Below are 17,421 nucleotides of genomic sequence, written 5' to 3'. Positions count from 1 at the left end.
CAGCGGTGTCAGGTCTCGACCCGCAGCACGGTGCTGCGCCCCGGCGCGGTGCGCACGCGGCGGTAGCCCGCGAGCTCGGCGGCGAGCTCGGGGTCGTCGAGGTCGACGTGGAGGACGGGCTCGGGCAGCGCCCCCACCTTGGCGGGGGTGGCCAGCACCAGGATGCCGGCGAGCCCGGCCGGGTCGGCGGCCGCCAGCGCGCGGAGCACGGCGGGCGAGAGCTGCTGGTTGCCGCGGCCGAGCAGGAAGCCCTGCCCGCCGACGACGCCGAGCACGAGGGTGGCGCGGTCGTGGCGGGCGAGCAGGTCGAGCAGGGTCGCCTCGTCGGCGTCGACGGCGAGGAGCCGGCCGTCGCACACCGCGTCGACGCCCAGGGGCGTGGTGGCGAGGCCGAGCGCGTGACCGACCTGGTCGACGGTCGCGCCGGGGCCGAGGAGGTAGAGCCGACCGGGCTCCAGCTCGGCCGCGACCTCGGCGGCCAGGGCCGTCGCGTCGTCGGCCAGCGGCGCCGGTGCGCCCTTGGCCGGCTGGACCCCGGCCGGCAGGGCCGGCACCTGGACCGTGCCGTAGAGGCGTACGTCGCCGGCTGCGTCGCGGTCGACGACCTCGGCCTGCCGGGTGCCGTGCCGCTCGGGTGCCGCGAGGTGGCGCGACGCGGCCAGGGCGGCCGTCTCGGGCGTGAGGCCGAAGACGGCGGAGTGCATCTTGACCCCGGCCGGCACGCCCAGCACCGGCACGCAGTCGTCGCAGACCGCCCAGACGGCACCGGCGACGTCGCGGGCCGTGCCGTCGCCGCCCACGAAGAGGAGCAGGTCGACGCCCGCGGCCACGAGCGCGCTCACGGCGGCCCGGGTGTCGTCGGCCGTGGTCTCGGCCCCCGGCTCCGGGCCGTCCAGCACCGTGACCCGCCAGCCGGTCGCGTCCGGCAGGTGGTCGGCACCCAGGGCGCCGGGCGCGACCACGACGTCGAGGTCGGGAGCCAGCTCGTGGAGCCGCGCGAGCGCCCGGCGCGCGCGGGCCGGCGCCACCGGCTCCGCACCCCGCGCCCGGGCGAGCTCGACCTGGCCGTCGGTGCCGTGCAGCCCGACCCGGCCGCCCATGCCGGCGACCGGGTTGACGACGATGCCGAGGACCCGCGCGCGGGCGGCCCACGGGCCGGACGAGGTCACGCCAGTCCGAGCTCGCGGCAGACGTCGTCGAGGGCCTGGCGGGTGCCGGCCACCATCTGGTCGAGCTCGGCCTCGGTGACCACGAACGGCGGCGAGAAGGAGATCGTGTCGGCGTTCGGCAGGGCGCGGGTGATGACGCCCAGCTCACGGGCGCGCTTGACGATGGCGCCCGAGACCTTGGCGCGGGGCTCGAAGCGGCGCAGCGGCTCGAGCGACTCGGCGAACTCCACCGCCCCGACCAGGCCGTGCCCGCGCACCTCGGCGACGAGCGGGTGGCCGTCGAACGCCGCGTGGAGACGCTGCGCCAGGTGGTCACCGCGGGCCTTGGCCTGACCCATCAGCCCGTCGCGCTCGACGATGTCGAGGTTGGTCATCGCCGCGGTCGCGGCGAGCGGGTGCGCGGAGTAGGTGTAGCCGTGGCTGAAGAGACCGAACTTCTCCGAGCCGGACGCGATGACGTCCCAGACCGGCGAGGACACGATGACCGCCGAGAGCGGCACGTAGGCCGAGGTGATGCCCTTGGCCACCGTCATCAGGTCGGGCTCGACGCCGAAGGTCGTGGAGCCGAACCACTCGCCGGTGCGACCGAAGCCGCAGACGACCTCGTCGGCGATCAGCAGCACGTCGTGGCGGCGCAGCACCTCCTGGATCGCCGGGAAGTAGCCGGCCGGCGGGACGATGACGCCGCCGGCGGCCTGGAGCGGCTCGGCGATGAACGCCGCGACCGTCTCGGGACCCTCGGCGACGATCAGGTCGTCGAGCTCCTGGGCGAGGCGGGCGACGAACTGCTCCTCGGTCTCGCCCTCGAGGCCCTCGAAGCGGTGGTGCGGCGCGCGGGCGAAGCGGACCATCGGCAGCGGCAGGTCGAAGCCGGTGTGCATGCCCGGGAGGCCGCAGAGGCTGCCGGACATCACGGTCACGCCGTGGTAGCCGCGCTCGCGGGAGATGATCTTCTTCTTCTCCGGACGGCCCAGGACGTTGTTGTAGTACCAGACCAGCTTGACCTGGGTGTCGTTGGCGTCGGAGCCGCTGTTGCCGAAGAACACCTTGGCCATGTCGCCGGGGGCGTCGGTCACCAGACGGTGCGCCAGGCGGGCCACCGGCTCGTTCCCCATGGACGCGAACGTGTGGTAATAGGCCAGCTGGCGGGTCTGGGCGGCCAGCGCGTCGGCCATCTCCTCGTTGCCGTAGCCGATGTTGACGCACCACAGCCCCGCCATGGCGTCGAGGTACTCCTTGCCCTGCGCGTCGACGAGCGTCGAGCCGCGGCCGCTGACCATCGTCAGCGGACCCGAGCGCTCGTGGTCGCGCGCGTGGGTGAAGGGGTGGAAGAAGTACTGCCGGTCGAGGTCTTCGACGCTGCTCACGGTCATGGCTGCCTGCACATCTCGAGGGGTCGGCGGGTGGGCTGGTGTGGGTTCTGGAGGTGGTCGGACTGTAGCACTGGCTGCGCGCAAAGCGTACAGTTGGGCGCAGAACGGTCGTCGGAGTGGACGACCCCGTGAGAGAGGCCGCTGTGGACACCACGACGCACGAGCAGGACCGCCTGGAGAACGGGCTGGAGGACCGGCTGAACGACCGGCTCAACGACTCGGCGCTGCTGCGCACGCAGCTCTTCGTCGACGGCGAGTGGCGCGACGGCAAGGGCGAGGCCTTCGACGTCCTCGACCCGGGCAACGGCTCGCTGGTCGCGCGGATGTCCGCCGCGACGGCGGCCGACGTCGAGGACGCGCTCGCCGCGGCCGAGGCGGCGTTCGGGGGCTGGGCCGCGACGACCGCGCCGGAGCGCGCGAAGGTGATGCGCCGGTGGTACGAGCTGATCGTCGAGCACGCCGACGACCTCGCCACGATCCTCACCGCCGAGCAGGGCAAGCCGTGGGCCGAGGCCCGCGGGGAGATCCTCTACGGCGCCGGCTTCGTGGAGTGGTACGCCGAGGAGTGCAAGCGCGTCTACGGCGACGTCATCCCGACCAACAACGCCGGGCGCCGGCTGCTGACCGTCCGTCAGCCCGTGGGCGTCACCGCGGCCATCACGCCGTGGAACTTCCCCTCCGCCATGATCCTGCGCAAGGTCGCCCCGGCGATCGCCGCGGGCTGCCCGATGGTCGTCAAGCCCGCCGACGAGACGCCGCTGTCGGCGACCGCCCTGGCCGAGCTCGCGCACCGCGCGGGCGTGCCCGCCGGCGTGCTGGCCGTCGTGCCCGGCCCCGCCGAGGAGGTCGGCGGCGTGCTGACCGGCAGCCCGGTCGTGCGGGCACTGAGCTTCACCGGCTCCACCGCGGTGGGCAAGCTGCTCATGCGCCAGTGCGCCGGCACGGTCAAGAAGCTGGCCCTCGAGCTCGGCGGCAACGCCCCGCTCATCGTCTTCGACGACGCCGACCTCGACCTCGCGGTCGCGGGCGCGATGGCCTCGAAGTTCCGCAACGCCGGCCAGACCTGCGTGTGCGCCAACCGCATCCTGGTGCAGTCGGGCATCCACGACGCGTTCGTCGAGCGCCTGAGCGCGGCTGTCGCAGCGCTCACGGTGGGCTACGGCTTCGACGAGGGATCCGAGCAGGGCCCGCTCATCTCCGACGAGGCGGTCGCCAAGGTCCAGCGCCACATCGACGACGCGGTCGCCGGCGGCGCGCAGGTCGTGCAGGGCGGCGGCACCCACGAGCTGGGCGGCACGTTCTTCGAGCCGACCCTGCTCACCGGCGTGCGCGGCGACATGCTCGTCGCCCGCGAGGAGACCTTCGGCCCGCTCGCCGCGGTGATCCGGTTCGAGACCGAGGAGGAGGCCGTCGCGCTGGCCAACGACACGGAGTTCGGGCTGGCGGCCTACTTCTTCACCGGCAGCCTGGGTCGCACCTGGCGCGTGGGCGAGGCGCTGGACTTCGGCGTGGTCGGCATCAACACCGGCCTCATCTCCTACGAGGGCGCGCCGTTCGGCGGGGTGAAGGAGTCGGGGCTCGGTCGCGAGGGCTCGCGCCACGGCATCGACGAGTTCACCGAGATGAAGTACCTCTGCATCGACGGCCTCGCCTAGGGGCGAGGGCGGGTCAGGCGGCCGGGTCACGGCCGCCTGGCCCCGGGCCGACCTGCGTGTCGACCTGCATGCCCTCGCGCACCCACGTCATGCAGGCGCGGGTGCCGGGCACCCCGTCGACGACGACCAGGCACTCGAAGCAGACGCCCATCCCGCAGAACAGCCCGCGCGGCTCGCCGTCCGCCGTACGCCGCAGCGTGAGGTCGTCGGTGTCGGCGATCATCGCCGCCGCCACGCTCTCGCCGAGGTAGGAGGCGACCGGGCGGCCGTCGACGCTGATCGTCACGGGCTCGCCGCGCTCGACCCCCGGCTGGGGGTCGATGCGCGGGCCCGTCCTGCGCTTCACGCGGGCGCCTGCACGGCCTGAGGCTCACCCTCCAGCAGCCCGGCGCTGACCAGGACCGCCCGCATCTCGGCGAGCGAGTCGGGGTCGGTGATCGGCAGGCGCGGGGCGCGCACGTGACCGGCGGGCTGGCCGAGCATGCGCATCAGCTCCTTGAGCTGGCTCTGGTAGGAGCCGTACTTGCCGGCCCAGCCGCCCGGCAGCCACAGCTGCGGGAAGAGCGCGTCGGAGCGGACCGCGTGCGGACGGGCGGCCTCGAAGTCGCCCGCCCAGACCTGCTCGTAGTACGTCGGGTCGGGTCGCCCCCAGAGCGACCCGCCGCCGACGGTGCCGTCGCCACCGTGCTCGCGCAGCTCCTCGAGCCCCGCCTCCGAGAGGTAGGGGCCGAAGACCCGCACCCGGTCGCGCACCCGGCGCGAGGTGGCGAAGAACTGCTCGAGGCTCGGGGTGCTGTCCTTGATCGCGACGACGTGCTCGACGTCGGCGAGCCGGTCGGCGAGCTCGGTGTCGATGTCGATGCCGGCGCCGTAGGGCCAGTTGTAGACCGTGATCGGGCCGGAGACCCGCGAGCTGACGTCCTCGTAGAACGCGACGACCTCGGGCGCGAAGAGCTTGACGTAGGGCGGCGGCGAGACGAGCACGCCGTCGGCACCAGCGCCGAGCGCGTGCGTCGCCAGGTCGGCGACCTCGCCGGCGCGGTAGGACGTGCAGCCGACGAGGACGGTCAGCCGACCGGCGGCGGCACCGACGGCAGCCTCGGCGACCTGGCGGCGCTCTTCCTCGCTCTGGGAGAACCACTCGCCGCAGGTGCCGTTGACGACGATGCCGTGCATCCCCTCGGCGACGTAGTGCTCGACGAGCGCGGCGAGGGTGTCGAGGTCGAGCGCGCCGTCCTCGGTGAAGGGGGTCACGAAGGCGGGGAAGTAGCCCTGCCAGTCGACGTCGTGGCGGTCCATGGTGTCTGCGCTCCTGGGTCTGAGGTGGGGGAGGTCAGGGTTGGGCCCGGTCGACGGCGTACCGCTCCGGGAAGGGCTCGTGCTCGCCCGGGGCGCTCATCTGCGCGGCGAGCTGGCGGGCGAACATCGGGCTGAAGGTGAAGCCGGTCGAGGCGATGCAGGCGAAGAAGCCGGGCACGAGCTCGGACTCCCCCACCACCGGCGACATGTCGTCGGTGAAGACGATGACGCCCGACCAGGTGCGGACGACGCGGGCGTCGCCCAGCGCCGGGACGACGTCGAGGGCGACGGCGACGTTGCCCGCGGCGCTCTGCCAGCGGGTCGGGTAGCGCTGCGGCAGCGGCACGGCCGGGGCGGGCCAGCCGCCACCGATGATGAAGGTGCCCTGCGAGCTCTGCTTGAGCGTGAGGCGCCGCCCGATGTGCTGCACCATCGAGGGCAGGAGCCGCGGACGGCGCTCGGTGACGTTGACGTGCAGCCCCTCGTGGCGCACCGGCAGCCGCAGCCCGACCATCGCGGCGACCTCGCCCGACCACGCGCCGGCGCAGTCCACGACGCGGCGCGCCCGCAGGTCGCCCTGGTCGGTGCGCACCGTGAAGCGGTGGGGCTGGTCCGGGTGGTGGTCGATGGCCTGGACCGAGACGTGGGTGCGCAGCTGGGCGCCGTGCTCGGCCGCACGGACGGCGTAGAGCGGGGTGACGGACAGCGGGTCGGCGTGCCCCTCGGTCGGGCAGTACGTCGCGGCGAGGACGCGTGGGGAGAGGTACGGCGCGCGCTCGCGCAGCGCGTCGCCCTCGACGACCTCGGTCTCGATGCCGGCGAGCTGCTCGAGCTCGTGCTTGTCGCGCAGCACCTGGACCTGCTCGGGCGTCTCGGCGACCATCCAGCCGCCGGTCTCGTGCAGGTGGACGTCGCCGTCGAGCTCGTCGTCGAGCTCCTGCCAGAGGCGGTAGGCCTCGAGGCTGAGCCGGGCGTCGGCGAGCAGCCGGTCGCGGTCGGCGCCGGTGCCGGCACCGCTGAGCTGGTGGATGGCCAGCTGCAGGTGGAAGCTGCCGGCGTTGGTGCCGGAGGCCTCGCGGTTGAGCTCGCCGCGGTCGACGAGCACGACCTCGACGCCGGCGCGGGCGAGGTAGAAGGCGAGCGCGGCGCCGGCGATGCCGCCGCCGACGATCGCGACGTCGGTCTCGGCGGGCAGCGGCGCCCGCAGGCTGTCCAGCGACGGGACCGGGCCCAGGGCGCTCGGGGACGATGCGCTCACAGCGGGCCCTCCTCGCGGGCGACGGCCACGTCGGCGCCGTCGGCGCCGTCGGCCTCGTGGTCGGCCACGAAGAGCCCCGGGTCGGCGACGTCGGCGTCGGCCATCGCGGAGATCGGCACCGGGCGCACGGGCATCCGCGCGGTCGCGAAGTCGACGGTGCCGACCGGACGGTCGTGGGCCTTGGCGATCGTCGCGGCGACGTGCCGGGCGCAGTTGCGGCCCTGGCACGGTCCCATGCCGGCTCGGGTGAGCGCCTTGACGACGCTCACGTCGTCGGTGGCGTCGGCAGCGCGGCCGACCTCGGCCTGGGTGATGCCCTCGCAGCGGCACACGACCGTGTCGCCGTCTGCGAGGTCGTAGATGCCGGGGCCGACGCGGAAGAGGCGGCGCGTCGAGCGGGCGAGGGCGCGGCGGCGGCGCAGGCGGCGCCGGGCCGGCACGGCCCGCTCGTCGGCGGCGCGCTCGTCGAGCACCCCGGCGTCGCGGGCCGCGGCGAGCGCGGCGAGGACGCCCTCGTCGATCGCGACGTAGGAGCCCTCGACGCCGGTGCCGTCGCCCGCGGCGTACACGCCGGAGACCGACGTGCGGCCCCAGTCGTCCTTGCGGGCGACCCGGCCGCCGAGGTCCTCGTCGAAGTCGGTCTCGCAGCCGGCGAGGCGGAGCAGCTCGAGGCTCGGCACGAAGCCGTAGCCGATGCAGAGCACGTCGGCCTCGACGGACTGCTCGGTGCCGGGCAGGACGCGCCAGTCGCGGTCGACGGCGGCGTGGACGACGCGCTCGACACGACCGTCGCCCTCGGCGCGGACGACGACGCGGCCGTAGCGCAGCGGGACGCGGTGGCGCAGCAGCGTGGCGCGGTAGCGCGCGGCGTCGCGCAGCAGGTCGGTGTTGCCGCGCGCGATCCGCGCGACCTGCGCGGCGTCGCCGGGGCGCGGCGCGGGCCCGGCCTCGAGGGCGACCGCGATGTCGGCGCCGTAGTGCGCGAGCTGGGCCGGGAAGGCGAGCGCGACCGGACCGGAGCCGGCGAAGACCATCCGGCGACCGGGCAGCACGAACTGGCTCTTGGCCATCGACTGCATGCCGCCGGCGGTCACGACGCCGGGCAGGGTCCAGCCGGGGAACACCACCGGACGGTCGTGGGCGCCGCAGCTGAGCAGCAGGCGGCGGGTGCGCAGCGTCGTGGCGCGCTCCCCGTCGGGGACGACGACGACCGCGAAGCCGTCGTCGTCCTGCTCGACCGCGACGACCGAGGTGCGCAGCACCAGGTCGGCGGCGCTGGCCTGCGCGGCCTCGATGAGGCTGCGGCCGTACGCCGTGCTGCGGTCGGCCGCAGCCGGGTCCGTGACGCGTGCGCCCGGACCCGGCTGCTTGTAGATCTGACCCCCGAGGGTCGGCCGTTCGTCGACGAGCAGCACCCGCATCCCGACGTCGGCGGCCGTGCGTGCGGCGGACATGCCCGCCGGGCCACCGCCGACGACGAGGAGGTCGAGGCGCTGCTCAGTCAGCACAGGTCAGCACCCACCGGGCATCTCGGGGAAGTCGTCGACCCCGAAGTTCTTCTTGTACAGCTCGGCCAGGGTGCCGTCGTCCTGCGCGGTGCACAGGAACGAGTCGAGCTCGTCGACCAGGGTCGAGTTGCCCTTCTGGACCGCCCAGCTGCCGTAGCCGATGGCGAGCGGCTCGGGCAGGTCGGCCTTCTTCAGCTGGTCGGGGTTGCTGGCCTGGTACTGCGCGAGGATGTAGTCCTCGAGCACCGAGGCCTGGGCGCGGCCGGTGCCGACCTCGAGCAGGGCGGCGTTCTGCTGGCTGAAGCCCTGGACGTCGGCGTCGGGGAAGGTGTCCTTGGCGAGCTGCTCGCCGGAGGAGCCCTGGAGGGCGGTGATCTTCACGCCGGACTTGTTGTAGTTGTCGATCGTGAACGGGCCCTCGTCGTCCTGGGGCACGGCCAGCACGCTGACGTAGGGGACGTACTCGCGGCTGAAGTCGATGACCTTCTTGCGCTCGTCGGTGGCGGTGAGGCCGACCGAGACCATGTCGAACTGCTTCGACTGCAGACCCGGGATGAGGCCGTCGAAGTCGAGGTTGACGATGTCGAGCTTGACGCCCATCTCGTCGGCGAGGTCGTTGAGCAGGTCGACGTCGTAGCCGGCGGGCTCGTTGTCGTCGTCGAGGTACATCTCCGGCTTGAACTGCAGGTTCATGCCGACGGTCAGCGTGCCGTCCTTCATCAGGCCGAGGTCCTGCGACGACGAGCCGCCGTCGCCCGAGCCGTCCGAGGCGTTGCTGTCGTCGTCACCCCCGCCGCACGCGGCGAGCGAGAGGGCGAGGGTGATCGAGCTGGCGACGACGGCCATCCGTCGTACTGCGTTGGTGCGGGTCATCCTGAGCACAGCGGCTTCCTTCCAGGTGGGCGAACGGGCGGGTGGTGCGGGTGTCGCTGTGACCGGGCGACCGAGAGCCCGGACGGCTGTGGCGGGGGCAGGTGGTGTGGGCTCAGGCGAGCTCGGCGACGAGCGCCTCGATGCGGCGCTGCTTGCGGCCGCGCAGCATCTTCGAGACGACGCCCTTGGGCGGGGTCGAGAACGCACCCTCGCCGACGCGGAAGAGCAGGTCGACGGCGAAGGCGACGAGCACGTAGATCGCGGCGGCCGCGGTGTAGAGCACGAAGGGCTGGAAGGTCTGGGCGTTGACGTTCTGCACGACCCGGACCACCTCGAGCAGGCCGATGACCGTGAACGTCGAGGTGTCCTTGATCATCCCGATGAACATGCTGCCGACGTTGGGCAGGGCGATCTTGAAGGCCTGCGGCGCGACGACCGAGAAGAAGATGCGGGTGTCGCGCATGCCGAGCGCCTGGCCGGCCTCGCGGTGCCCGTGCGGCACGGCCTGCAGCGCCGAGCGGAAGATCTCGGCCATGAACGCGCTGTAGAGCAGCGACAGCGCGATGACGCCGGCCTGGAAGACGGTGAAGTTGATGCCGAGCACCAGCGAGACACCGAAGTAGATCCAGATGACCGTCACCAGCGCGGGCATGCCGCGGAAGACGTTGATGTAGATCGCGGCGATCCAGGTGAACGGCGCCTTGCCGAGGCGCACCATCGCCAGCCCGAGGCCCGCGACCACCGAGATGACCAGCGCGACGACGGACACCTCCAGCGCGGTCAGCAGACCGTGCAGCAGCTCGCTGCGGTAGTCCCAGATGAGACCCCAGTCGTAGCTCGTGATCCCCATCAGCGCACCGCCCTCATGAAGTCCTGGCAGCGCGGGTCGGTCGGGTGGTCGAAGAGCTCGCTCGAGCCCGTCTCCACCACCACCCCGGCGTCCATGAACACGTTGAGGTCGCCGATCTCGCGGGCGAAGCCCAGCTCGTGGGTGACGACGACCATGGTCATGCCGGCCTCGGCCAGCTCGTGCATCACGCGCAGCACCTCGCCCACCAGCTCGGGGTCGAGGGCCGACGTGGGCTCGTCGAACAGCATCACCTTGGGGTCCTGGCTGAGCGCCCGGGCGATCGCCACGCGCTGCTGCTGACCACCGGAGAGCTGCCCGGGGTAGTGCGCGGCCCGCTGCAGCAGGCCGACCTGGCGCAGCGACTCGGCCGCCTTGCGGTTGGCGTCGTCGGCCTTCATCCCCTTGACCGAGCGCAGCGGCAGCGCGACGTTCTCGAGCGCCGTCAGGTGCGGGAAGAGGTTGAACTGCTGGAAGACCATGCCGACCTTGCGGCGCAGCTCGATCGGCTTGCCGCGCTTGGCCGGCTTCCCGCTCCCCTTCTCACCGGGGAGGCCGGGGCCGTACTCCACGCCGTCGACGCAGACCGAGCCGGAGTTCGGCTCCTCGAGCAGGTTGATGCTGCGCAGCACCGTCGACTTGCCCGACCCCGAGGGGCCGAACAGCACGACGTGCTCGCCGGCGTGGACGTCGAGGTCGATGCCGTGCAGCACCTCGAGGTCGCCGAAGGACTTGCGCAGCCCGCGGATGCGGACCACGGGCTGGCTGGTGTCGCCGGTGGTGGCGACGCCGGGCTGGGCCGCCGGTGCGCCGTCGCGACGGGCGCGCCGCCCCGCCGGGGCCGGGGCGGCAGCCGCCTCGGCGCGCTCCTCGTCGCCGATGAGCACGCCCTTCTCGGCGGGCACGGGCGCGCCGGGGGTCGGGTCGGCCGCGGGGTTCACGGTGTTCACGCACGCACCTCCGTGATGCAGACGTACAGGTCGTCGGGGTCGCGGAAGTAGGCGTAGCGCCACGTCGCGCCGCCTCCCACGTCGAGGCTCGTGGGCTCGCCGACGAGCTCGATGCCGAGCCCGCCGAGGTGCTCGACGGCGGTGTCGAGGCAGCGGGCACCGATCGCGAACTCGAAGGTGCCGAGCCGCCCCCACTCCCCGCGCATGTCGGGCGAGGCGGGGTAGTGCTGCACCGGCTCCAGCGCGCCGCCGTACGGGTTGGTCAGCAGCATCATCCGCATCCGCGGCGGGGTGCGCTCGCCGAACCAGGGGTGCATCGGCTCGAAGTAGCCGTCGGACTCGAAGAGCTGGCCGGTGAAGCCGAGCTGGCGGTAGAAGGCGCGGGTGCGCTCGATGTCGTCCACACCGAACGCGACGTGGTTGACGCCGTGGGGGCCCTCCTCGAGCGGCCAGCCCGCGGCGAGCGTCGACCACTCGATGAGCTCGATCTTCGCGCCGTCCGGGTCCTCGACGTAGGACAGGCCGCAGTGGGTCTGGTAGGGCTCGAGGTCGGCCTCGTTGGGCTCCATCAGGCCGGTGTGGCCGCGGGCGACGAGGTCCTCGTAGAACTCCGCCTGGCCGTTGACGTGCACGCACACCTCGCAGATGCCGGGCTCGCCCCACGCCTGGCCCTCGGGCAGCGGCGGGTTGGGGCGGTCGAGCAGCTGCACCAGCTTGATCCCGGCGCGGCCCAGGACCGTCGGGTTGCCGGCGCGCAGGTAGACCACGCGCGCCTCGGTGCTCTCGTGACCGCTGACGCCGGCGAGGCCGGGCAGCGGTCCCGTGTAGTCGAAGGAGGTGTCGGTGAAGCCGAGCTCGGCGTAGAACTCGCGGGCGGCGTCGGCGTCGGTCGTGCCGATGCCGATGTGGTCGAGGCCGGACAGGGTGCCGAACTGACGCTCGGTCCGGGCGGTCGTCACCATGCGACGCAGTTCCTCTCGGGGTCGATCTGGCTGTCGGTGAGGCGGTCGTGGCAGGGATGCTCGCAGATCGTTGTGATGTGCGCAATACGTACAGAACAGCCGCTCTGCGTTTTTTTGCGCGCTTGACGCACACAGAGTGACTCGACACCATGACCGCGTGACCGCCTCCCCTGACGCCCCCGCCGTCGCTCGCCAGGTCGCGCTGGGAGCGAAGCTGCCCCACACCGGCGCCGTCGACCCTGTCTCGATCCCAGCCCGGGCCCGCGCCCTGGAGGAGGCGGGCTTCGACTCGCTGTGGGTGAGCGACCACGTGGCGATGCCGCTCGAGATCGGCTCGCACTACCCGTTCGCGCAGGACGGTAAGGCGACGTGGAAGGGCGACGTGCCGTACGTCGAGGCGCTGGTCGCGATGACCGCGGCGGCCGCGGCCACCGAGCGCGTCCGGATCGGCAGCGCGGTGCTCGTGCTGCCCATGCGCAACCCGGTCCTGCTCGCCAAGCAGGTCGCGAGCATGGACGTCCTGTCCGGCGGCCGCATCGAGCTCGGCGTCGGCGCGGGCTGGCTGCGCGAGGAGTTCGAGGCCCTCGACGCGTCGTTCGAGGACCGCGGCAAGCGGACCGAGGAGTGGATCGCGCTGCTGCGCGACTGCTGGAGCGGCTATCCCTCCGCCCATGACGGCCTCTACCCGCTCGCCGACGGCCTCGTGCAGCTGCCGACCCCGGCCCACGCGGTGCCGATCCTCGTGGGCGGGCACACCAAGGCGGCGTTCCGCCGGGCGGGCTCGCTGGGCGACGGCTGGCTGGCCCAGCAGGCGGTGCCGGAGCTCGACGTCGAGCACCTCGCCGGCGAGATCGAGGCCGTGCGCGAGCAGGCCCGCAAGGTCGAGCGCGACCCGGCGTCGCTGCGGTTCGTGCTTCGCCTGGTCGAGTCGCTGGGCCGCGAGACCGACGTCGCCGCCCGGCTCGGCGACCTCGCGGCCGCCGGCGTGCACGAGGTGATCGTCGACCTGCCGCTCGACGGCGACCCGCGGGCCTCGCACGACGCGCTGCGAGGTGCCTGAGATGTCTGAGACGCCTCGCGCCTCCGCCGTTCCGCAGCTGCTCGCCGGCCGCCGGGCCCTCGTCACCGGCGGCGGCCGCGGCCTGGGCGGGGCCACCGTCGCGGGCTTCGCCGCGATGGGCGCCCACGGCGCCGCGCTGGACCTGCCCGGCACCGACTTCTCCGACCTGCCCGAGGGCTGGGTCGGGGTCGGCTGCGACGTGACCGACGAGGCCCAGGTCGCCCCGGCCGTCGCCACGGCGGTCGAGCACCTCGGGGGCCTCGACGCGGTCGTGGCCGCGGCGGGCGTCGTACCCGTCTGGCAGGAGCCGGCCGCGCTCGACCTCGACGACTTCGACCGCGTGATGGCCGTCAACGTGCACGGCGTCGCGGCGACCCTCAAGCACGTCGCCCCGCACCTCGGCGCCGGCTCTGCCGTGACCGTCATCGGCTCGCTCAACTCCTGGCGCGGCGACGGGCGGATCTGGTCCTACGTCGCCAGCAAGCACGCCGTCCTCGGCCTCGTGCGCTCGGCCGCCGCCTCGCTCGGCGCCCACGGGGTGCGGGTCAACGCCGTCGGCCCCGGACCGGTCGCCACCGAGGCGCTCGTCGGCCGCATGGAGGCCCGCGCCGAGGCCACCGCCACCGGCCTCGACGAGGCGCTCGCCCAGGCGGCCCGCGCCACCGCGCTCGGTCGGATCGCGACCGTCGACGACGTCGTGAACACGATCGCGTTCCTGACCAGCGACCTCGCCGGCGGCGTCACCGGCCAGCTGCTGCCCGTCGACGGGGGCCTGCTGTGAGCGGCCCGCTCGCCGGTCGCACCGTGCTGCTCACCGGCACGTCCGGGGGCATCGGCGCCGCGACCGCGCAGCGGCTGCTCGCCGACGGAGCCGACCTGCTCGGGCAGTACCGCTCCGGGCGCGAGGCCGCCGAGGCTGCGGTCGACGGTCCCCACCGCGACCGCGCCACCCTGCTCGCCGGAGACCTGTCGACGCCGCAGGGCGCGCGCGAGCTCTGGCGGGCCGCCGAGGCCGAGCGCCCGGTCGACGTGCTCGTCCTCAACGCCGCGACCATCGCGCCGACGCCGTTCGACGGCGACGACGAGACCTGGGACGCCGGCTGGGCCGAGCAGCTCGCCGTCAACGTCGTCGGCGCCGGCGCGCTGCTGCGCGAGGCCGTGCGCACCTTCGCCTCGCGCGGTGGCGGCACCGCCGTGGTGCTGTCGAGCTGGTCGGCCGAGCAGGGCTCGCGCCTGCTCGACGTGAGCGGGTACGCCGCCTCGAAGGCCGCCATCCGCAACCTCGCCCAGACGCTCGCGCGCCACTTCGCCCGCGACGGGGTGCGGGTCGTCGTGCTGGCCCCCGGTGTCGTGGACACCGGGATGGGGGTGGCCGGTCAGAGTGCCGAGCAGGCCGCCGCGGTGGCGGGGCTCATGGCCAGCGGGGAGCTCGTGGGCGCCGACGAGGTCGCCGATCTCGTGTCGTACCTGGCCAGCGACCGATGCCCTAGTCTCACCGGTGCCACGTTGGACCTCAACGGTGCGTCGTACGTCCGCTGAGGACAGAGGGGAATGACGCGATGCCACTGCGCCCGGCGGAGGACGACCCGGCCGTGAACCAGGAGTCGAGCACGGAGTCGAGCGAGGAGTCGGAGGAGGGCCCCGGTCGCCACCGCGACTTCGTTCAGTCCCTTGAGCGCGGGCTCGCCATCATCCGCGTCTTCGACGCCGACCGTCCGCGGCTCACCGTCTCCGAGATCGCCCAGGTCGCGGGGCTCACCCGCGCCGCGGTGCGCCGCTTCCTCTTCACCCTGACCGAGCTCGGCTACGTGCAGCCGCACCGCAACGGCTACGAGCTCACCCCGCGGGTGCTCGAGCTCGGCTACTCCTACCTCTCCGCACTGACCTTCCCCGACGTCGCGCTCCCCCACCTCGAGAAGCTCGTCGCCGAGACCGGCGAGGCCAGCGAGGGCTCGATCCTCGACCGCGGCGACGTCGTCTACGTCGTGCGCGTGCCCGGCCCCGCGCTGATGACGATCTCCGTCAGCATCGGCGCCCGGCGCCCGGCGTACGCCACGGCGATGGGGCGCGCGCTCCTCGCCGACCGGCCCACGGCCGAGATCGACGACTACCTCGCCCGCACCGAGCTGGTCCCGATGCTGCCCAACACGATCACCGACAAGGGCGCGCTGCGCGGGGAGCTCGCCAAGGTGCGCGAGCAGGGCTACGCCCTGGTCAACCAGGAGCTCGAGATCGGCCTCGTAGCCGTCGCCGTGCCCGTGCACGACCGCCACGGCCAGACCCGGGCCGCCATCAACCTCTCCACCCACGTCGGCCGCAAGTCTGTCGACGACATGCGCGCCCTCGTCCCCCGCGTCCAGCAGGCCGCCGCCGACATCGAGCTCGGGCTGCGGCACTCGATCAGCTGGGCGGAGTAGGGCCGCTGGAGGCGGCGGTGCCTTCCCAACCTTCCTGGCTTCCTGGCTTCCTGGCTTCCTGGCTTCCTGGACGGTTGCTCTGCACCGCTCCCTGGAGCACGCCGACGGACTCGGGTCGTGTGCCCAGGAACGGGTCTCGGCTCGTTCTCAGGCACACGAGTCGTGCTCTCACCCGGTAGCCGCCCGCCTCCGGACCCCGCGACGGATGCGCCACGTCACCGATCCGGCCAGCAGCAGGAGCCCCGCGAGCACCCCCGCGCCGATCTCGCGCCAGCGCCACGGCAGCCGGTCGGTGAGGCTCCGCTGCGGACCCGCGGCGATCGCGTCGGTGGCCCAGATCGAGCAGGTGATCTCACCGAGTCGCGGGTCGGTCCGCACCCGTCCGGCCAGCACGTCGGCGTACGTCGGCACGATCGGCTCGTCGTCGACCCAGGTGGTCGGGCAGCCCACCTCCGAGGTCGTCGAGGTCGGGGACAGGGGTGTGTAGCCGCTCTGTTGCCCGGTGGTGAGGTCGTAGACGAGGGCCGAGGTCGAGCGAGGCCACGCGATCGCGAGGAACCTCTCGTCCGGCGAGAGGGATCCACTCCACTGCGACATCTCGTCGGGCAACGAGGGGAGCTCGACCCTGCGCAGCACCTCGCCGTCCAGATCGATCTCGACGTAGACCGGATCTTTCGAGGTCCCTAGCCAGGCGAGTCGGTCGTCGCCGACCCAGCCGACGAAGTATGTGGCGCGGCCGGGACGGGGTGTGACGGTCGCGGTCCCACCGAAGCCCATGAGGACGGCGCCGTCACGGCCTGCACCCGTGGGTCCTCCCCGTGCGGCGACGCGGGTGCCGTCGGGAGACCAGACGACCGGCTGCTGCGGGGACACGTACAGGGATGTGCTCGGCCCGTCCGCTCGTGCGGAGGAAGCACCGATGCCGACCTGGTCCATGCCGACGACCTCCCCGCGCACCAGGTCGCGCACCTCGAACCTCGCGTCCTCGGGGTCCCCTGCGCCGAACCCCGCCAGGTGCGTGCCGTCGGGCGAGAGCGCCGGGGTGCGGTCCTGCTGGTCGGGCAGCCGCCACTGCCGCCCCGACGCGCTCACCCCGCGCCACTCCCCCGACTCGAGCTCGACGAGTCCCGCGAGCGGCCCGGGTCGGGCGGGCAGGTCGCGGACCCACCACGGCGCCTCGACCCGGTCGGGGTAGCCGGTCACGCCCGGGCGACCGTCCCGCCCAGCGGGCTGGATCCGGTCGGGCGTCAGCCAACCGGACGTCGCGACCAGGACGACGAGCACGACCGCGAGCGTGGCACCCGCGCCGGCGAGCGCCGTACGCCGCCGCCTGCGTCGGACACCACCCGCCCAGGCGGCAGCAGGGTCGACGCGCACCTGGCGCGACGGGGCCTCGACCAGGTCGTCGAGCTGCTCGTGCAGGTGGCTCATCGGCGGGCCTCCTCGCCTGCGTCGGTCGTCGGGTGGTCGGTCAGGTCGTCGAGCAGGGCGGGAGCGACGTCGCGCAGCCGGGCCAGGGCGACCCGGGTCTGCGACTTGACCGTGCTGGTCGAGCAGCCGAGGACCCGCGCAGTCTCGACCTCGGTCAGGTCCTCGTAGAACCGCAGCGACACGACCGCCCGCTCGCGCGGCGTGAGCTGCAGCAGCGCGCGACGCAGCAGGAGCCGCCGGTCGGCCTCGTCGGCGCCGTCCCCGCCACCCGCCTCGGGCGGGGCATGGGTGAGCACCTCGTCGGGCCGGGACCGACGGCGGCGCCACCGGTCGACGGCGAGGTGGTGCATGACCGTGCGGGCGTAGCCGTCGGGGCGGTCGTCGAGCCGCCGCCACCGGCTCGCGACCCGCACCAGGGTGTCCTGGACCAGGTCCTCGGCGAGGTGGACGTCGCCGGTCAGCAGGTAGGCACTGCGCGCGAGGGCCGCCCCGCGCGCGTGCACCCACTGCTCGAACTCCGCGTCCACACCCCCATCAACGCACGCCACCCCGGTCTCGGGTGGGGCGATCTCGGGGTCGCCTCAGGCGGCGGTGCCTCAACAACCTTCCTGGGGCCGGG

Annotated in this window: 17 protein-coding genes; 5 read left to right on the top strand and 12 right to left on the bottom strand. The window is 73.6% G+C overall.

The window, feature by feature from the left end:
* Positions 1 to 8 precede the first annotated feature (8 nt).
* Together GRQ65_RS10850 and GRQ65_RS10845 are read right to left on the bottom strand one after the other, a co-directional pair.
* A complete protein-coding gene (locus GRQ65_RS10850; RefSeq protein ID WP_202387956.1) occupies positions 9 to 1,169 on the bottom strand; it encodes an NAD(+)/NADH kinase in 1,161 nt (386 codons plus the stop codon).
* Entirely contained in the window at positions 1,166 to 2,536 is a 1,371-nt protein-coding gene (locus tag GRQ65_RS10845) for an aminotransferase (protein ID WP_202387955.1), read from the bottom strand. The genes GRQ65_RS10850 and GRQ65_RS10845 overlap by 4 nt, the downstream gene beginning before the upstream one ends.
* A 149-nt stretch (positions 2,537 to 2,685) precedes the next feature.
* Between GRQ65_RS10845 and GRQ65_RS10840 the strand changes: the two genes are divergently transcribed.
* Positions 2,686 to 4,197, top strand: coding sequence for an NAD-dependent succinate-semialdehyde dehydrogenase (locus GRQ65_RS10840; protein WP_337191635.1), 1,512 nt, complete (start codon positions 2,686 to 2,688; stop codon positions 4,195 to 4,197).
* 13 nt (positions 4,198 to 4,210) lie between these two features.
* Here the strand turns inward: GRQ65_RS10840 and GRQ65_RS22155 are convergent, their stop codons facing one another.
* The 8 genes from GRQ65_RS22155 to GRQ65_RS22720 form a co-directional block, all read right to left on the bottom strand.
* Positions 4,211 to 4,543 (bottom strand): 2Fe-2S iron-sulfur cluster-binding protein, encoded by a 333-nt coding sequence (locus GRQ65_RS22155; protein WP_160878000.1) that lies wholly within the window; start codon positions 4,541 to 4,543, stop codon positions 4,211 to 4,213.
* Complete coding sequence (locus tag GRQ65_RS10830) at positions 4,540 to 5,496, bottom strand: dihydrodipicolinate synthase family protein (protein ID WP_160877999.1); 957 nt, start codon at positions 5,494 to 5,496, stop codon at positions 4,540 to 4,542. The genes GRQ65_RS22155 and GRQ65_RS10830 overlap by 4 nt, the downstream gene beginning before the upstream one ends.
* A gap of 34 nt (positions 5,497 to 5,530) precedes the next feature.
* Entirely contained in the window at positions 5,531 to 6,754 is a 1,224-nt protein-coding gene (locus tag GRQ65_RS10825; RefSeq protein ID WP_160877998.1) for an FAD-dependent oxidoreductase, read from the bottom strand.
* Positions 6,751 to 8,262, bottom strand: coding sequence for an NAD(P)/FAD-dependent oxidoreductase (locus GRQ65_RS10820; RefSeq protein ID WP_160877997.1), 1,512 nt, complete (start codon positions 8,260 to 8,262; stop codon positions 6,751 to 6,753). The genes GRQ65_RS10825 and GRQ65_RS10820 overlap by 4 nt, the downstream gene beginning before the upstream one ends.
* A gap of 3 nt (positions 8,263 to 8,265) precedes the next feature.
* Positions 8,266 to 9,135: an ABC transporter substrate-binding protein gene (locus GRQ65_RS10815; RefSeq protein WP_237448145.1), complete on the bottom strand. Its 870-nt coding sequence runs from the start codon at positions 9,133 to 9,135 to the stop codon at positions 8,266 to 8,268.
* A 112-nt stretch (positions 9,136 to 9,247) separates the two neighbouring features.
* Complete coding sequence (locus tag GRQ65_RS10810; protein WP_160877995.1) at positions 9,248 to 9,985, bottom strand: amino acid ABC transporter permease; 738 nt, start codon at positions 9,983 to 9,985, stop codon at positions 9,248 to 9,250.
* The gene (locus tag GRQ65_RS22725; RefSeq protein ID WP_337191680.1) at positions 9,985 to 10,740 is read right to left on the bottom strand and encodes an amino acid ABC transporter ATP-binding protein; all 756 of its coding nucleotides are present in this window, start codon (positions 10,738 to 10,740) and stop codon (positions 9,985 to 9,987) included. The genes GRQ65_RS10810 and GRQ65_RS22725 overlap by 1 nt, the downstream gene beginning before the upstream one ends.
* 188 nt (positions 10,741 to 10,928) lie before the next feature.
* Positions 10,929 to 11,894 carry a VOC family protein gene (locus tag GRQ65_RS22720; RefSeq protein ID WP_237448130.1) on the bottom strand — a complete coding sequence of 322 codons (966 nt, stop codon included), beginning with the start codon at positions 11,892 to 11,894 and terminating at the stop codon, positions 10,929 to 10,931.
* A gap of 157 nt (positions 11,895 to 12,051) precedes the next feature.
* Here GRQ65_RS22720 and GRQ65_RS10800 point away from each other — a divergent pair, with 157 nt between their 5' ends.
* Genes GRQ65_RS10800 through GRQ65_RS10785 form a run of 4 tightly spaced genes read left to right on the top strand, consistent with a single transcriptional unit; the run spans position 12,052 to position 15,371 of the window.
* Positions 12,052 to 12,954 carry a TIGR03619 family F420-dependent LLM class oxidoreductase gene (locus GRQ65_RS10800; RefSeq protein WP_160877994.1) on the top strand — a complete coding sequence of 301 codons (903 nt, stop codon included), beginning with the start codon at positions 12,052 to 12,054 and terminating at the stop codon, positions 12,952 to 12,954.
* A gap of 1 nt (position 12,955) precedes the next feature.
* Positions 12,956 to 13,735 (top strand): SDR family oxidoreductase, encoded by a 780-nt coding sequence (locus GRQ65_RS10795; protein ID WP_160877993.1) that lies wholly within the window; start codon positions 12,956 to 12,958, stop codon positions 13,733 to 13,735.
* Positions 13,732 to 14,493 (top strand): SDR family oxidoreductase, encoded by a 762-nt coding sequence (locus tag GRQ65_RS10790; RefSeq protein WP_160877992.1) that lies wholly within the window; start codon positions 13,732 to 13,734, stop codon positions 14,491 to 14,493. Before GRQ65_RS10795 ends, GRQ65_RS10790 begins: the two co-directional genes overlap by 4 nt.
* Positions 14,494 to 14,513: 20 nt before the next feature.
* Positions 14,514 to 15,371, top strand: coding sequence for an IclR family transcriptional regulator domain-containing protein (locus GRQ65_RS10785; RefSeq protein ID WP_160877991.1), 858 nt, complete (start codon positions 14,514 to 14,516; stop codon positions 15,369 to 15,371).
* A 168-nt stretch (positions 15,372 to 15,539) separates the two neighbouring features.
* Here the strand turns inward: GRQ65_RS10785 and GRQ65_RS10780 are convergent, their stop codons facing one another.
* The gene (locus tag GRQ65_RS10780; protein ID WP_160877990.1) at positions 15,540 to 16,802 is read right to left on the bottom strand and encodes a hypothetical protein; all 1,263 of its coding nucleotides are present in this window, start codon (positions 16,800 to 16,802) and stop codon (positions 15,540 to 15,542) included.
* Positions 16,799 to 17,329, bottom strand: coding sequence for a SigE family RNA polymerase sigma factor (locus tag GRQ65_RS10775; RefSeq protein WP_160877989.1), 531 nt, complete (start codon positions 17,327 to 17,329; stop codon positions 16,799 to 16,801). Before GRQ65_RS10775 ends, GRQ65_RS10780 begins: the two co-directional genes overlap by 4 nt.
* Between the last annotated feature and the right edge of the window lie 92 nt (positions 17,330 to 17,421).

Origin of the sequence: Nocardioides flavescens (assembly GCF_009823805.1) — a bacterium.
GTDB lineage: Bacteria > Actinomycetota > Actinomycetes > Propionibacteriales > Nocardioidaceae > Nocardioides > Nocardioides flavescens.
The sequence above is the reverse complement of the archived record's forward strand: the minus strand, read 5'-3'. Positions and strand labels throughout refer to the sequence as shown.

Bases quoted from the DNA above. Each gene is read 5' to 3' on its own strand.
- GRQ65_RS10830 (WP_160877999.1), bottom strand. From the start codon at position 5,496: ATGGACCGCCACGACGTCGACTGGCAGGGCTACTTCCCCGCCTTCGTG.
- GRQ65_RS10815 (WP_237448145.1), bottom strand. From the start codon at position 9,135: ATGACCCGCACCAACGCAGTACGACGGATGGCCGTCGTCGCCAGCTCG.
- GRQ65_RS10810 (WP_160877995.1), bottom strand. From the start codon at position 9,985: ATGGGGATCACGAGCTACGACTGGGGTCTCATCTGGGACTACCGCAGC.
- GRQ65_RS22720 (WP_237448130.1), bottom strand. From the start codon at position 11,894: ATGGTGACGACCGCCCGGACCGAGCGTCAGTTCGGCACCCTGTCCGGC.
- GRQ65_RS10795 (WP_160877993.1), top strand. From the start codon at position 12,956: ATGTCTGAGACGCCTCGCGCCTCCGCCGTTCCGCAGCTGCTCGCCGGC.
- GRQ65_RS10785 (WP_160877991.1), top strand. From the start codon at position 14,514: ATGCCACTGCGCCCGGCGGAGGACGACCCGGCCGTGAACCAGGAGTCG.
- GRQ65_RS10780 (WP_160877990.1), bottom strand. From the start codon at position 16,802: ATGAGCCACCTGCACGAGCAGCTCGACGACCTGGTCGAGGCCCCGTCG.